The organism is Chitinophaga sp. G7 BAM 1005 (genome assembly GCF_057126945.1).
Genome location: NZ_CP181478.1, coordinates 269,728 through 285,649, shown reverse-complemented (window position 1 = coordinate 285,649; position 15,922 = coordinate 269,728). Strand labels below are relative to the sequence as shown.

General features: G+C 44.1%; 14 protein-coding genes. 11 read left to right on the top strand and 3 right to left on the bottom strand.

Features of this window, described 5'->3' with window-relative positions:
* Positions 1–51 precede the first annotated feature (51 nt).
* On the bottom strand, positions 52–1,608 hold the full coding sequence (locus ACMXI2_RS01230) for an OmpA family protein (RefSeq protein ID WP_483779918.1): 1,557 nt from the start codon (positions 1,606–1,608) through the stop codon (positions 52–54).
* Positions 1,609–1,922: 314 nt separating this feature from the next.
* Here ACMXI2_RS01230 and ACMXI2_RS01225 point away from each other — a divergent pair, with 314 nt between their 5' ends.
* Together ACMXI2_RS01225 and recJ are read left to right on the top strand one after the other, a co-directional pair.
* On the top strand, positions 1,923–2,888 hold the full coding sequence (locus ACMXI2_RS01225) for a polyprenyl synthetase family protein (RefSeq protein ID WP_483779917.1): 966 nt from the start codon (positions 1,923–1,925) through the stop codon (positions 2,886–2,888).
* Positions 2,889–2,951: 63 nt separating this feature from the next.
* Positions 2,952–4,664, top strand: coding sequence for a single-stranded-DNA-specific exonuclease RecJ (gene recJ, locus ACMXI2_RS01220; protein WP_483779916.1), 1,713 nt, complete (start codon positions 2,952–2,954; stop codon positions 4,662–4,664).
* Between the two features lie 14 nt (positions 4,665–4,678).
* On the opposite strand, the gene ACMXI2_RS01215 is transcribed toward recJ, so the two are convergent.
* Together ACMXI2_RS01215 and htpG are read right to left on the bottom strand one after the other, a co-directional pair.
* Complete coding sequence (locus tag ACMXI2_RS01215) at positions 4,679–5,473, bottom strand: carboxylesterase family protein (protein WP_483779915.1); 795 nt, start codon at positions 5,471–5,473, stop codon at positions 4,679–4,681.
* Positions 5,474–5,618: 145 nt separating this feature from the next.
* A complete protein-coding gene (gene htpG, locus ACMXI2_RS01210; RefSeq protein WP_483779914.1) occupies positions 5,619–7,448 on the bottom strand; it encodes a molecular chaperone HtpG in 1,830 nt (609 codons plus the stop codon).
* 320 nt (positions 7,449–7,768) lie between these two features.
* Between htpG and ACMXI2_RS01205 the strand changes: the two genes are divergently transcribed.
* From ACMXI2_RS01205 to ACMXI2_RS01165, 9 genes are all read left to right on the top strand, one after another.
* On the top strand, positions 7,769–11,053 hold the full coding sequence (locus tag ACMXI2_RS01205) for an Ig-like domain-containing protein (protein ID WP_483779913.1): 3,285 nt from the start codon (positions 7,769–7,771) through the stop codon (positions 11,051–11,053).
* A gap of 203 nt (positions 11,054–11,256) precedes the next feature.
* On the top strand, positions 11,257–11,607 hold the full coding sequence (gene rpsF, locus ACMXI2_RS01200; protein ID WP_227024404.1) for a 30S ribosomal protein S6: 351 nt from the start codon (positions 11,257–11,259) through the stop codon (positions 11,605–11,607).
* 4 nt (positions 11,608–11,611) lie between these two features.
* Positions 11,612–11,884, top strand: coding sequence for a 30S ribosomal protein S18 (gene rpsR / locus ACMXI2_RS01195; protein WP_079470050.1), 273 nt, complete (start codon positions 11,612–11,614; stop codon positions 11,882–11,884).
* 6 nt (positions 11,885–11,890) lie between these two features.
* Entirely contained in the window at positions 11,891–12,337 is a 447-nt protein-coding gene (gene rplI / locus ACMXI2_RS01190) for a 50S ribosomal protein L9 (RefSeq protein WP_079469410.1), read from the top strand.
* Between the two features lie 382 nt (positions 12,338–12,719).
* Positions 12,720–13,121: a DUF6169 family protein gene (locus tag ACMXI2_RS01185; protein ID WP_483779912.1), complete on the top strand. Its 402-nt coding sequence runs from the start codon at positions 12,720–12,722 to the stop codon at positions 13,119–13,121.
* Between the two features lie 29 nt (positions 13,122–13,150).
* Entirely contained in the window at positions 13,151–14,029 is an 879-nt protein-coding gene (locus tag ACMXI2_RS01180) for a hypothetical protein (protein ID WP_483779911.1), read from the top strand.
* Between the two features lie 35 nt (positions 14,030–14,064).
* On the top strand, positions 14,065–14,688 hold the full coding sequence (locus tag ACMXI2_RS01175; RefSeq protein ID WP_483779910.1) for a rhomboid family intramembrane serine protease: 624 nt from the start codon (positions 14,065–14,067) through the stop codon (positions 14,686–14,688).
* A 95-nt stretch (positions 14,689–14,783) separates the two neighbouring features.
* The gene (locus ACMXI2_RS01170; RefSeq protein WP_483779909.1) at positions 14,784–15,467 is read left to right on the top strand and encodes a hypothetical protein; all 684 of its coding nucleotides are present in this window, start codon (positions 14,784–14,786) and stop codon (positions 15,465–15,467) included.
* A 48-nt stretch (positions 15,468–15,515) separates the two neighbouring features.
* Positions 15,516–15,917, top strand: a complete 402-nt coding sequence (locus tag ACMXI2_RS01165) for a hypothetical protein (RefSeq protein WP_483779908.1) — start codon at positions 15,516–15,518, stop codon at positions 15,915–15,917.
* Positions 15,918–15,922 lie beyond the last annotated feature (5 nt).

Genomic DNA, 15,922 nt, shown 5'->3' with positions numbered 1-15,922 from the left:
ATGAACGGGAGAGGACTTTTTTTAAGTTATCATCTTAATGAGTGATACTGATTAGTTAGCAGGAGCTAAATCAACAGTGCCAGACTCACCAGGAGTGTTTTGTTTGATGAAACGACCGCGGTCGATACCTTGTTTGTCAGCCAGGTAGTCGATTACTGAATCAACACGACGGCTGCTCAGGTCAACACCACCTTTCTTACCTTTAGCACCTGCGTGACCGGTAACCAGTACGTTGCAGGAAGGGTTAGATTTCAGGGTAGCTGCAACAGAAGCCAGGATAGCTTCCTGATCGTTACCAACTTTGGTAGAGCTGCCTTTGAAAGAAACGCTAGGCAGAACCAGAGAAGCACAAGTTACTTCAGGACGGTTTTTGCAGCATTCTGGATCTGGGCATTTACCAACACCATCAGCATCAACTGGCTGGCAGTAAGTAGGAGTGATCAGTTGTTTGTCTTTGTAATCAGGAACACCGTCACCATCAGTATCTTTAGCAACACCGTGAACATCCACTGGTGCACCTGCTGGGGTGTTAGGTTCGCGATCGAACTGGTCAGTTACGCCATCGCCATCAGCATCAGGCAGAACCGGAGCTGGAAGCTTCATGTGACGTGGGCTGCTCAGCTCGCTGTAAGCGTATTCCAGTGGGTTGATCCACCATAATGGCTGTACACGTTTAGCTGGGTTACCCAGGTTGAAGTTCAGACGTACGCTTGTGTAAGAGTAGAAATCTTTGGAAGAACCACCGGAACCAGGAACTGCATATCCATCCAGGTATGCGTCAAATGGCATAGTGATTTTTTCTTCAATACCGATGTTGAAACGTTTAGAAACTTTAAACGCTACACCAGTACCGAGATCCAGCGCATGACGGAGTAACTGGTTGTCATCGTTACGACCGATGGAAACCCTGTTACCCTGAGAAGGAGCATTTTGCTCGTATTTATCATCTCTCAGATCTTTGATCTGTTTTCTGATATCACTGCGTTTTGCACCAAAGTTAATACCGGAATAGTCATAACCATTGCCGTTAGCATCCAATGCATCAACGTCAACGTCAGCCATTACAATAGAGTAACCAGCCAGTAAATACCAGTTAACTTTAGGTTCTGCTCTGTAGAACAGGATGTTGCTCAAAGAAGCAATCACGTCCAAAGACAACTGATGGTTCTGGGATTTGTAGTTAGGAACAATCATACCACCATTTAAAGCGGCTGTTTTTGCCCAAGGATTGATACCACCTGCTGGTGAATTAGGGCGCAGTTTGTAGTCCTGACCCTTATCAATGGAACCGATGTACTCAGCTCTCAGGGAGAAAGTATGTCCCAATGCTTTTCTCAGGGAAACACCACCACCAAAACCTGGTTGAGGAGGAACGGTTCCGCTGATCAGGTGTAAACCACCACTAAAACCCAGTTCCCACATATCTCTCGGTTTAGCCGGGAAATTTGATTGGTGGTTCGTGAAGTTATTTTGTTGTACCATACGCTTGCTAGACACTTTGGAGCTATCCAGAGCATCGTAGCCGGTTGGTTGAACCTGTGCAAAACTAGTAGATGCTGATAGTAAACCCACAGCGCCTGCCAGTAATAAGTACTTTTTGCTTGCCATAATTGTTTTTTTTATTAAAAACTGTTAAAAATTTACTAATAACCCGTTTTTTACCTAGCAAAGGTAAATATCATAAATGAATATACAAATTTTTCTTGCAATATTATTTTCATTGATAAGTCCCTCAAAATTAGAGCTTAAATGAAAGTATTTATATACCTTAATTCCAGTTAAGTTAAAGATCTGTATACCTTGTGTTAAAGGATTCCTTAACTCGTGTTAAAGGAATGTTATACTCCATATACAAATTAAAGGCCAAAATGTTAAAATGTGATTTATAAAAGCTAGCTTAGCAATCCTTTTTTATTTAATACATGGACGATATTAAACACCTGATAGGTAAAGAATTACAGGATTTTGAAAGTAAGTTCGCAGATTCAGTAAAAAGTCATGTGCCGTTACTGGACAGGATCATGCATTATATTGTGAAGCGCAAGGGAAAGCAGATCAGGCCCATGTTTGTTTTATTATCCGCAAAACTTTTCAGTGACAATATCCAGGAAAGTACATACCGGGCAGCCGCACTGGTAGAACTGCTGCATACCGCCACCCTGGTGCACGACGATGTGGTGGATGATGCCAACGAACGCCGTGGGTTGTTTTCTATTAATGCCCTCTGGAAAAATAAAATAGCTGTACTGGTAGGCGACTATCTCCTTTCAAAAGGACTACTGCTGTCCCTTAACAATAATGATTTCCGAACTTTACAGATATTATCAGAAGCTGTTAAAGAAATGAGTGAAGGAGAACTGCTGCAGATCGAAAAAACACGTAAGCTGAATATCAAGGAAGATATTTATTTTGAAATTATCCGCCGCAAAACCGCTTCATTACTGGCCTCCGCCTGCGCCGCCGGTGCATGGAGCAGCAGCAACGACGATCATACTACCGAACAAATGCGCCTTTTCGGCGAGAAAGTAGGCATCGCCTTTCAAATTAAAGATGACCTCTTCGACTATGGCTCCGCCAAAATCGGTAAGCCAACCGGCATCGACATCCGCGAGAAAAAAATGACCCTTCCGCTTATCTATACCCTGGAACATGCTTCCACTGAAATAAGAAGAAAGATTATTAACATAGTTAAAAACCATAATACAGAAAAAGACCGCGTAGAAGAAGTCATCCGGCTTGTAAAAGCATCCGGTGGCATTGACTATACCCGGCAAAAAATGTTTGAATACCGGGATGAAGCCCTTACCATCCTGAATAAATTCCCTGAAAACGCTGTCAGGAACGGGTTAGAATCCCTGGTGCGATTCACAACCGACAGAACATTTTAGTAAGAATAAAAAATAATGTAATATGCGGAAGAAGCGAAAAGCTTAAGCCTTTAAAATATAATAATGCAAAAACGCTGGACAGTAAAGGCATATCAACCAAATCAGGAACAGTTACTACAGTCATCATTACGCATACATCCGCTGTTATGCCGGTTACTGGTACAACGCAATGTAACCAACTATGAGGCTGCCCGGCAATTTTTTCGCCCTACACTGGAAGACCTGCACGATCCCTGGAAAATGAAGGACATGGACAAGGCCATTTCCAGGATTGAACTGGCTTTTTTTCAGCATGAAAAAATACTGATCTACGGAGATTATGACGTAGACGGCACTACCGCGGTGGCGACGGTGTACGCTTTTCTGCAAAAACTTTACACTAATATTGAATTTTACATCCCCCACCGCTACCGCGAAGGCTACGGCATTTCCATGCAGGGCATTGAATATGCCAGGGATAATGATTTTAGCCTGATCATTGCACTCGACTGCGGCATCAAGTCTATCGAACATATAACGACCGCAAAAGAATGGGGTATCGACTTTATAATCTGTGACCATCATTTGCCGGATGCGATACTGCCTCCTGCTGTGGCGATCCTGAATCCCAAACAGCACGACTGCCCCTATCCTTATAAAGAACTGAGCGGCTGCGGGATTGGGTACAAACTAATTTGCGCCTTTGCTCAAAAACGGGGTCTTCCCCATTCGGAAGCCAATAAATTCCTGGACCTGGTGGCTACCAGTATTGCAGCCGACATCGTTCCGATGACCGGCGAAAACAGAATACTGGCCTTTCATGGTCTTATAAAAGTGAATGAAGATCCGCTGCCGGGTATCAAAGCGCTGATCACGCTCAGCGCGCTAAAGGAAAAACTAACCATTGCCAACCTCGTATTTGTGATTGCCCCACGGGTAAACGCTGCTGGCAGGATGGACGACGCCCGCAAAGCAGTGAACCTCTTCATCGAAAATGATGTGGAAAAAGCCGCTGCCATCGCAGCCGTGCTGCACGCCGACAATTTCGACAGAAAAGAAATCGACAGTACCATTACCCAGGAAGCCATTGTGCTGCTCCAAAATGATGTGGATATTGCCCGAAGAAAATCGACCGTACTTTACCAGGCCCACTGGCATAAAGGAGTGGTTGGTATTGTTGCTTCCCGGCTAATCGATAAATATTACTACCGTCCTACCATCATCCTTACGCAGTCGAATGATAAAGTAGCCGGCTCCGCCCGCTCCGTAATGGGATTCAATGTATATGAAGCCATCCACCAGTGTAAGGATCTTCTCGAAAATTACGGAGGTCATTTTTATGCAGCGGGGATGACAATGAAAACAGAAAATGTAAAGGCATTCCAGGAACGCTTTGAAGAAGTGGTAGCACGCACCATCCACCCGGATCAGCTGGTACCGGAAATAGTAATAGATACCGAAATCCATTTCACGGAAATCACGGCTGCATTTTATAATATTCTGCGGCAATTTGAACCCCTTGGACCGGACAACCTGCGACCAGTTTTTCTTGCCAAAAATCTTGTTGACAACGGTTATTCGAAGATTGTAAAAGATGACCACATTAAATTCTCTGTGAAACAGGGGAGATATGGTCCCACTATGTCCGGAATTGGCTTTTACATGGCGGAGAAATTCCCGCTGATAGCAGACAAGAAGCCCTTCGATATGGTATTTACCCTGGATGAAAATGAATGGAACGGCCAAACCTCCCTCCAGCTGAAAGTAATTGATATCAGAACTGCGGCAGTCCAATAGTTTTTATAAAACGATTATAAATGTTGCTTCAGCAGCCAGGTATATACATCCTGGTTCGCGTAAGCCCTTGTCCAGGCATCATGGCCACCGTTGGGATACTCTGTATATTGCACATTATTGCCCAACGCTCTCAATTCCTTTACCAGGACACGTGAATTCTCTACATTTACGGTAGGATCATCTGCTGAATGAAAAACCCATACAGGCATGGTTTTCAGATTCTTCATGCGGTTTACATCTCCTCCGCCGCTGATAGGAACAATGGCAGCAAATTTTTCTGGATGTGCAGAACTCCAGTCCCAGGTTCCATAACCACCCATGCTCAAACCGGTAAGATATACCCTCTTTGGATCTACATGATATTTGCTGATCACTTCTTTATATAGTATATCGAGATACTGCGGATTCCACCATCCACTCAGGCATTGCGGCGCTATTATTACAAATGGTTTCCCCGCTGCCACTTTTACCAGTCCTACGTTCTTTATTACATCAATATTATTCCCCATTTCACCTACTCCATGAAGAAATATCACAATCGGCCATTTGTAGTCTTTCTTCTCGTTATATCCATCCGGGATATAAAGCACATAATTGCTGATATTACCTCCTTTGGTATCTATTTTCTGAGTGGTAATACCCGTTTGTTGCGGAGGAAATGTATCTCCCGGTGGCGGCGTTACCGGCACGGTGTCTCCGGGGGGATTCGTTTGTACAGGGTTAGCTGTTTCTGTTTTTGAACAGGAAAAAAATGCGAGGGTACTCAGCACAAAGACATGGCACAAAATTTTAATTGCTCTTTTTTTCATATAACTACTACAAACTAAAAGTCCCCCTGCATATTGCCGGGGGACAGGTTTTACAATATTTTTCGCTTCAGTTCTTCTATTCCGGTTTTTGCAAATAAAAGACTAAAAGAATAAACACCGTCATTTTATTTATTGTGTAGTGTTATTATTTTTTTTCGCCCATCAGCTCCACACTTCTGTTCACAAATGCCGTAAGATCCGCGCCTGTTAACAGGTTCTGGGACAACAGCGCCAGGTCCGCCAGATTCTTTATCTGCTTCTGTTGCAATGCGTTATCTCCTTCCTTAAGAATTTGCGTGTACACCGGATGGTTGGCGTTGATGGTCATATTTATTTCATCAGGCATACTCGCATACCAGCTCATTCCACCGCCGCCCATTGCTGCCATGTCTTTCATACGACGCATCAGCTCCGGACGGGTTACAATTACCGGTTGCGCTTCTGCGCTGAGCCCTTTCATTTCTACTTTGATATTAGGTTGTGTTACCTGGGCGCCAAAGAGTTCTTTCAACGTACCTTCCTGTTCTTCAGATAATACTGTTGTGGTATTTTCCTCTTTATCAATCAGGTTATCGGCAATATCTGCATCCACACGGGTAAAGGAAACGTTATCCCATTTGATTTCCATGTTGTTGATGAATGCGGCATCCACCATCGTTTCCATCTTTACCACCAGGAAGCCTTTATTTTTTGCGGCCTGCACATAGCTGTCCTGCTGCACCGGGTTGGTCGCATATAATATCACCAGTTTCTGCTCCTTATTGGTTTGCAGGGCAGCGGCAGCTGTGCGGTATTCTTCCTGTGTATAAAATTTACCACCTTCCACATCTTCCATTATCAGGAATTTGTTGGCTTTTTCCATGAACTTGTCGTCGGTCATCATGCCGTACTTCACAAACAGCCCGATGGAATCCCATTTATCTTCAAAGGAAGCGCGGTCGTTACGGAATATTTCGTCCAGTTTATCCGCTACTTTTTTGGTGATGTGAGCATTGATCTTTTTTACATTAGGATCACCCTGCAGATAGCTGCGGCTAACATTCAGCGGAATATCCGGGCTATCGATCACGCCATGCAGCAACATCAGGAATTCCGGAACAATGTCTTTCACTTCATCTGTTACATATACCTGGTTGGAATACAGATTGATTTTGTCTTTCTGCATCTCATAGCTCTTGTTGATCTTCGGGAAATAAAGGATACCGGTAAGATTAAAAGGATAATCTACATTCAGGTGAATCCAGAATAAGGGAGGTTCTGCAAATGGATATAATTCTTTGTAGAAATTCTGGTAATCTTCGGTAGTCAACTCGCTTGGTTTCTTTGTCCAGGCGGGATTGGTGTTGTTAATCTGTGTGCCTTCAAAGGTTACCGGAACAGGCAGGAATTTACAGAATTTTTCGAGAATGGTGCGGATGCGTCCATCTTCCAGGAATTCTTCGCTTTCCTCGTTGATGTGCATTACAATTTCGGTTCCCCTGTCTGCCTTGCTGATTTCTTCCAGTTCATACTCAGGGCTTCCGTCACATTCCCAACGCACAGCGGAAGCTTCTTCTTTCCACGATTTTGAGAAGATTTCCACCTGGCTGCTTACCATAAAGGAAGAATAAAAGCCCAGACCAAAATGACCAATAATATTGGTACCATTTTCCTGTCCTTTATATTTCTTAAGAAATTCTTCTGCACCAGAAAAGGCTACCTGGTTAATATATTTATCCACTTCTTCTGCAGTCATACCGATACCATGATCTGCAATGGTGATGGTTTTCTTTTCCTTATCAACTCTCACATCAATAGCAATATCTCCCAGTTCTCCTTTAAACTCTCCCACACTGGACAGGGTTTTCAATTTCTGGGTAGCATCCACGGCATTACTCACCAGTTCGCGGATAAAAATTTCATGATCTGAATACAGGAACTTCTTGATAATTGGAAATATGTTCTCTGTCTGAACACGTATTGCACCTTTTTGCATTGGTTATCTGATTTTTTTTGTAAACTTTTTCAAAGTGTGTGCCAGCAGGGTTTAGGCTGACAAGATGACAAGACACAAGTTAAAAAAATATAAAATATAAATATTGAGGCTGTGAATATACGCTACCTAAGCTTATCCACCATCGTATTTAACCCGGAAAAAAGGGCAGAGGAAGAAGTATCTAAAACGAATGACAAAATAAACCCATATTACACTCCTTTCAAATTAACAAAATAATCATATTAAAAAATCCGGCGAAACGGTTTATTCAGTAGATTTATTGCACCGAAATCTGATTCCCCAATTTTTCAAATAATACTATGGAAAGACCTCTACTCACTTTATTATTTATTGTCTCTTTTGTTTGTGGTAGCGTAAGCGCACAAACAAATCCGGTACCGCAGCCATTGCCTTATGAACAAAATTTTGATGCACTGCCGTCGTCTGCTGTGGTGTACCCGGCAGGATGGCAGGGATGGTTGCTCAGCGGCGCTCCTTCCGGCAGTTTTAATACAGTCGCTCCTGCTTCTGACAAGCCACTGATAAGTGGCGGCAGCGCGTCGTCCACTGCCAATGGTGTTTATAACTATGCCGGCAAACTGGGCTTCCTGAACAGCGGCAGCGCCGACAATGCACTGGTGCTATCCATCAGTACCAGCGGACAACAAAATGTACATTTTAGCTATGATGCCATGACGATCAGGAATCCTTATAATGGTAACTCCAATACCAGGATTAATGAAGTTATAGTACAATATCGTATAGGCATTACCGGTACCTTTACCAGTATCAGTGAAACTGCTTATCAGAACGACACTATTCAACAAACCGGTTCAGGTATCACTTTACCACAACACCTGGTGAATATGTCGATAACACTGCCGCCGGATTGCAATAACCAGGCGGTAGTACAACTGCGGTGGGTAAACCGCCAGATCAGCGGTGCTGGTTCCAGGCCGGGATTTGCTATTGATAACATAGCCGCATCCGGAAGTGGCAGGGATACCACTCCGCCGGTAATCAGCATTCTGACACCGGTTAACGCAGCGGCGGATGTATCGCCTGTTACATCTCCCGAAATTATTTTCAGCGAAAACATAAAAGCAGGCAACGGGTATATCAGGTTGCATAACAGTAACAGTGGGTTAACGGATAGTTTTCCTGTAACCGGTAACGCTATCATTATTAATAACAATGTACTTACCCTGAAGCAAATCCTGCAACCAAACAGTCATTATTACATTACGCTGGATAGCGGAATAGTAAAGGATCTGTCAGATAATAACTTTGCAGGTATTGCAGATACCACCCAGTGGAATTTTACTACCGGTAGCCAGGAACTGAACTATAACTTCAACAACTGTACGCCAATAGGCAGCAACCAGTTAAGCGGAGGCTTTACACAATACAGTGTAACCGGCGCGCAGCTGTGGGGATGTACCAATTTCGGGCAGCAAAACAGCAATGGTGTACAGATAAATGGCTACAGCGGCGGGGCTGTTGAAAATGAAGACTGGCTGATATCTCCTTCGTTTGACCTGACCGGCCTGCAATTCCCGCTGTTACAATTCAGCAGCCGTACTGCATTTGCCGGACCAGCACTTAGTCTGCGTATTTCCACCAACTACACCGGCAACGGTGATCCACGCAATGCTACCTGGACTACACTGAATGGCCGTTTTCCTGAAACCGGCAGTGATGTATGGACCTTATCTTCCGGTATAAACCTCGCCGCTTATAAGCAAACAGGCGTTTATATTGCTTTTGTGTATACATCCGGTCCTGCCGTTCAGGCTTCACGCTGGACGATTGATGATTTCAGGCTGACAGATACCACCGCGGCGCCGGCGCCAACATTGAACAGCAGTCCGGCCGCCATTGATTTTGACTATGTAAAATCCGGGCAAACATCGGAAGCTCAGCGTGTTGGTTTCTGGGCCAATGATTTTACAGGAGATCTGAAGATCAATGCCCCAGCAGGTTTCAAGGTATCTGGTGATAGCAGTACTTACAGCAACCAGGTAACTTTCACTGCAGCAGCATTGGCTGCGGGTCCGCAGGAAATATTTGTAAAGTTCGCTCCCACGGCTGCTGATCAGCCTTACAGCGGTAATCTTACATTCAGTTCTCCCGGTTTCCCAGGCTGTTCTATTGCTCTCAGCGGCACTTCACTGCGGTCGTTAAAAGTGGTGAACTGGAATATAGAATGGTTTGGCAGCCCGGCTCAAAACCCTGCCAATGACAGTTTACAGCAGGCCAATGTAACCACCATCCTTAAAAAACTGGATGCAGATATTTTTGCGCTGGCAGAAGTGGTGGATACTGCCCGTTTCCGTGCGGTGGTAAGCCAGTTGCCGGGTTATAGCTATGTGTTATCTGACTTTGGCTCTTATGCAGATAGTACCACTGATGTTGATTATGTATCGGCGCAAAAGCTGGCTTTTGTGTACAAAACGGCAGTGATCCGCAAAATCGGTACTTACGGCATATTAAGACAGGGAGGCAGCAGCAATGCGTATTATAACTGGTCGTCCGGCAGGTTCCCTTATGAAATGGAGGCTACCGCAAAACTGGAAAATGACTCTGCGCGGATCCGGTTCATATTGCTGCATGCAAAGGCCAATACAGGTACCAAGCCTGAAAAGATTGCTTCCTGGAACCGGCGCAAAGATGGTTTGAAAGAGTTGAAAGACACACTGGACCTCCAATATCCGTACAGCAATATTATTATGCTGGGAGATTTTAATGATGATCTTTCTAAAACTATTACAACAGAGTTATTGCCGGATACCACCACTTCATATATTGACTTCATCCGCGACAGTATCAATTACCGGCCGTTGACCCTGCCGTTAAGTTTATCCGGTCAGCGTTCCACGGTCAGTTATTCATCGGTGATCGATAATGTGATCAGTTCTAATGAGGTGGGTGTTGCTTATTTGCCGGCATCTGCACGGATACAAACCCAGGTAGCCGGGCTGGTAAGCAGTTATGGCACCACTACCACGGATCATTACCCCGTATTGAGCCGGTATAACCTGCACATTTTAGGTAACCCGCTACCGGTAGAAGACTTTGATGCCCGGGCTGATGGCGGTAAAGTGCTGGTTAGCTGGCATACGCCTTATGAAATCAACAGCAGCAGGTTTGTGATAGAGCGTTCCCGCAACCTCCGGACATATGAGGCAGTGGATACCGTGGCCGCTCATGGCAGTACGGCTGAGGGATCTGATTATATTTCCTATGACGAGCAGCCCTGGCCTGGATTTTCCGCCTACCGGTTAAAAACCGTGGGGCTGGACAGCAGTATAAGATACAGTCCGGTTAAGATGGTTTTAGTAACGGATAAAGACTTCTGGCGGAAGCTGTTGTGGTGCATATTCGGGCGCCAGTTGCAGTATTGGCTGGATTGGCCGCGCAGTGGTGATGCGAATATTGAGCTGATGGACGTACAGGGTCGTGTTCGTTACCAGGGCAGAACGGCCTTAATCAAAGGGCGGAACTACAGAACAATAGCTATCGATCAGCTGCCGGCGGGCATATATTTCCTGAGGGTACAATCGGGTGAGCTGGTGCAGGTGACCAAGATTCTTATTAATCAGTGATCTTTTTTGAAAAAACCATGCAAACGAGACGCCGCCCCGGTAACCGGGGCGGCTTTTTAAATTTGGTTATCAGTCAATTACGCATTATTCTCTATAAAAGGCAAGATATTTAGGGAAATCGGGCCTTCATGCGTGGAAATAAGGAATAGTTCAGTATCTTTGCGGTCCTAATTTTTTAATTAAACCATTTAAAACAGGGAATTATGAACTACGAATTGATGGTGATCTTTACCCCTGTGCTTTCTGAGGACGACTACAAAGCCGCCCAAAAGAAATTCGCTGATATCATTAAAGATAACGGCGGAGAAATCACGCACGAAAATCCCTGGGGATTAAGATCACTGGCGTATCCTATCCGGAAGAAGACTACAGGAATGTATGTTGTTCTGGAATACAATGCGCCATCCGACCTCAATGAGAAGCTGAAAATCCAGCTGAATCGCGATGAAAATGTATTACGTCACATGATTACTGCGCTGGACAAGCACGCTGTTACTTACAACGGTCGCAAAAGACATGGCGTAAATGCTGAATCTAAAACCACTGAAGCTTAAAACTATGGCAGTTAAACCGAAACAAGAAATCAAGTACTTAACGGCCGTAAAAACCGAGAAACGTCAGAAGAAATACTGCCGTTTCAAGAAGTTGGGCATCAAGTACGTAGATTACAAAGACGCGGAGTTTTTGAAGAAATTTTTGAACGACCAGGGCAAGATGTTGCCACGTCGTATTACGGGTAACTCCCTGAAATTTCAGCGTAAAGTAGCCCAGGCTATTAAGAAAGCTCGTCAAATGGCTTTATTGCCTTATGTTACTGACCTTTTAAAGTAAGAAGTTATGCAAATTATCTTAATACAAGACGTAGATAACCTGGGTCAGAAGAATGAACTGGTTAGCGTAAAAAATGGTTACGCCAGGAATTTCCTGATTCCTCAGAAATTTGCGGTAGAAGCAAGCCCTTCTAACATGAAGCAGCTTCAGGAACGCCTGAAAGTGCAGAAAGTGAAAGAAGAGAAACTGCTGGCTGAAATTGCGAAAGTAGTAGAAGTGTTGAAAGCTTCTCCTGTTAAAATTGGCGCTAAAACCGGTACTTCCGGTAAGATCTTCGGTAGCGTAACCGGTGTTCAGATTGCCCGTGCAATTAAAGAACAGAAAGGTTATGAAATTGACCGTCGCCGCATCCACATCCTGGATGATGTTAAAGAACTGGGTACCTACAAAGCTCGCCTCGATTTCGGTAAAGGCAACGAAACCGAACTGGAATTTGAAGTAGTAGCTGAGTAATATTCCAACTTGTTTGGAAAGAAGAAAGTCCCGGGCTGGTTCAGCCCGGGATTTTTTTTGCATCAATATGATTGCATTTGTGTTTCATTAACGAATGGCAATTGAGTTGTTGGTAGATTTGGTTATATTTGTAATGTAACCACAATGAAACCAGAAAAACACATATCAACACCTGATCCTAAGGTCATCACTATTCTGAAGAAGATGATAGCGGATAAGAAATTGATTCATGATTACATTACGAACGGTCGTGATTTATCTGAATTAAAATCTAAAGGTATTAAGTTTGTTCAGCCCTTATAAACTCACAGAATTAAAAGTCGGGTTATATCAATTTACAACTGATCAAGAGGTTGTTTATAATGTATATTTTGGGGATGGCATGTGCTATTTTCAGGATTACCCGGAATTTTCCGATGATGTAATGACATTCGGATTTGACAGGATTAGCGCTCCCCGCTCTAAATCGCGTGCCGACATAAAAATCCGCTTTACAATTACCCATCACATTCTTAATCTCTTTAATGAAAAGCAGGACAAAATCTTGTTCTTTGTCTGCGATAGCGCAGACAGCAGGGGAACAGCCAGAATGAGGATGTTTGAGCACTGGTACCAGCAACAAAAGATCAGTTTTCTGGAAAAATATAACGAGTCTATCGCTACATCAGAAATAGATATCCACTGCTCCATCATTCTCCATTCAAAAAATATTATGAAGGACCATATCATCTCCTGCTTCCGCAACCTCAGTAAATCCACCGCCGAAAAACTCAAATCTTATTAGTATTTTCATACCAATATTCCGCCATGAGTATGAAAAATATTACCCTTTTCTTTATCATCATTATCACCGCCTCAGCCTGCAGTACGAGGAATCACAGACCCGGACTCCCCAGGCTAACCGCCATCAGCATCCAGGGCGATAGCATGCCCCAATATACCTTCCGGTATGATCAACAGGGCAACCTGGCTGAACTGGTACATCACCTGCAATTAAACGACACCAGCATCAGTACTTTCTCCTATGATCATTCCCACCGGATCACCGGGATGGTGCTATCCAACCGGGAAAATAACATCACAGCAATAAAGGAGCGCGCCAAAGTTACTTCCTGGGATAAGGATGGCAACATCGCCACCGTACAATACTTTGATGCAAAGGAGCGCCTCCTCCGCGTTGCCAATGTACGCTGGAAGAACGGGTTACCCGCTGCCATGAAATATTCCGATTCCACGCAGGCAATCAGCTGGAATTATGATGCAACGCATCCTGTAAGAAAAGATATTTGTATAGATAGCTTCTCAGGCCAAAAAGAAGATACATTAGTTACTTTAAGAACTACAAAGTACGAATGTGAGGATTCCATCAATCCCCTGCATCCCCTGGCCAATCAGTTGCTGCTCTGTCATGCTGTAGCGCCGGTAGTTGCGCTTTCTCCACAGGGCGATTTGTCAGATGCCTTTTTACACCTGAATGCACGTAATCCCTTTCTTATCAAGATCACCGAAAAAGAGAAAACACGCTGCCAGCAGCGTTCACTTGAATACGAGCGCTCTACCACTGTTCAATATGCCTACTACTTCAACGGTGGCAGGCAATATCCGGCGGGCGCATGGGTACATTTACACAGCGAGGGATTCACCAAACTGGGAAGCGATAACCATTTTGCACTTGAATATCAATACGAATAACGCTTAATTGGGGATTTTTCATTAACTTTTAGGAGATGAAAATCACAGACCGATTAAAGACGATGCCGGTTACCCTGGTGTTGATCGGCATAAACGTACTCGTATTTGTTTACACCGCACTAACAGGAATGAATATATGGTGGGGAGATGGAACCCACCTGCTGCATGCCGGCGCCAACTACTGGTCACTGACCATAGAGCAACATCAGTACTGGCGATTGTTTAGCAGCATGTTCCTCCATGCAGGAATTGGTCATCTTTTCACAAATATGCTGGGACTATTTATTGGAGGCATTTTCCTTGAACCGGTATTGCGTAGTTTCCGTTATGGCCTTGCCTATGTGATCACAGGATTAATATCCGACTATGTCAGCATCTGGTATCATAAAGGCGCAGTAGGTGTAGGCGCTTCCGGTGCTATATTTGGTATTTACGGTGTATTCCTGGCGCTACTCACTACTCCCCTCTTTCCAACGGAGATAAGAAAAGCGTTTCTGGCTTATATCGGCTTATTTATAGCATTAAATGTGATTGCCGCCGCGGTTTCACAGGGCGTAGATAACGCAGCACACCTGGCTGGCTTTTTAAGCGGCGCCCTTACCGGGTATCTTTTCTTTTTTACACTGACAAAAGCAGATGGAGAAAGACTCACCCGCTGAGCCTCTTCCAAAGTTCTAATTACTTACATTTGTACACTTAAATGCGACAAAAGATGATGAATAAGTTATGGCTTCTGCTGTGTGCATGCTCAATAATGATATTGAGCTGCAAGAACAAAACAGCAGATAACACCAACACCGCTGCCAACGATTCCACACCACCCGCCATTAATAAAACTCCCGACGACACTGTTCTGCTGGGTAATAAAACTTTCTTTGTATACTTTATCGAAAAAGCAGATTTTGATAAATTCCCGCTTGCTCCCACAGATTCCAGCGAAGCAGATGTGCTGGCAAAAGACAGCCTGGTAAAAAGGGAAGGTAATAAACTGACCATCCGGCTGGAAAACGGAAAGCAAAGGATCATGGCTAATAACAACAACGACGGCGAAGATTATATCGGCTATACCTATGCCGGCAGTTACCCCGCCATTAAAAGAAAAGGATTTTTTGTTACCTATTATGAAGGCAGCGCCTTTGAGCTGGTAAATATCCTGAACGGCGATTCTATGGTAACCTGGTCTGCCCCGGCTGTTTCACCGGATAAAAAATATATCATCACGGCCTCGATGGACCTGGTAGCAGCTTTTGATCCTAATGGATTTCAACTGTTTTCCGTAAATGGTAACGAAATAAAAGCAGTAGGAGAAGCCAGTCTTGACGACTGGGGTCCCGGCATGGTGCATTGGATTAATAACAAAACCATTCTATCTGAATACATTACAATCGACGAGGAAGGAAATACACAAATACGCTACGTAAAAATGGTAATGCAATAACAGTATTTAGTATATTTAGTGAGATATAGAACATCAAATCCACGCTTCATGAAAAAACTGTTCACCGCTGGTTTATTAATGGCACTCGCCTGTTGCTATACCACTTTTGCCGCACCTTCACCAGTTAATACGGGATTTCAGGCGCCTACCATGAACATAGAAGGAACGGCCAGTTCAATCGTCAGCAAACTGGATAAATCGCTGATCCTGACTGAAGCGCAAAAACCTAAGCTGCTCAATATTGTGACTAATTACTTACGGCAAAAAGTCAATATCCAGCCGCTGCAACAAAGCAATCTGAAAGCTTATACTACCAAAATGAACAGTATGCAAAATGGGTTGCATGCCAGGCTGAAACCTTTGCTGACACTCACACAATACACAGAGTTCCTGGGGTTAAAGCCTAAGTCGTTCGACGATACCAATGTTTTATCGCAATTATATTACTGAGCTGC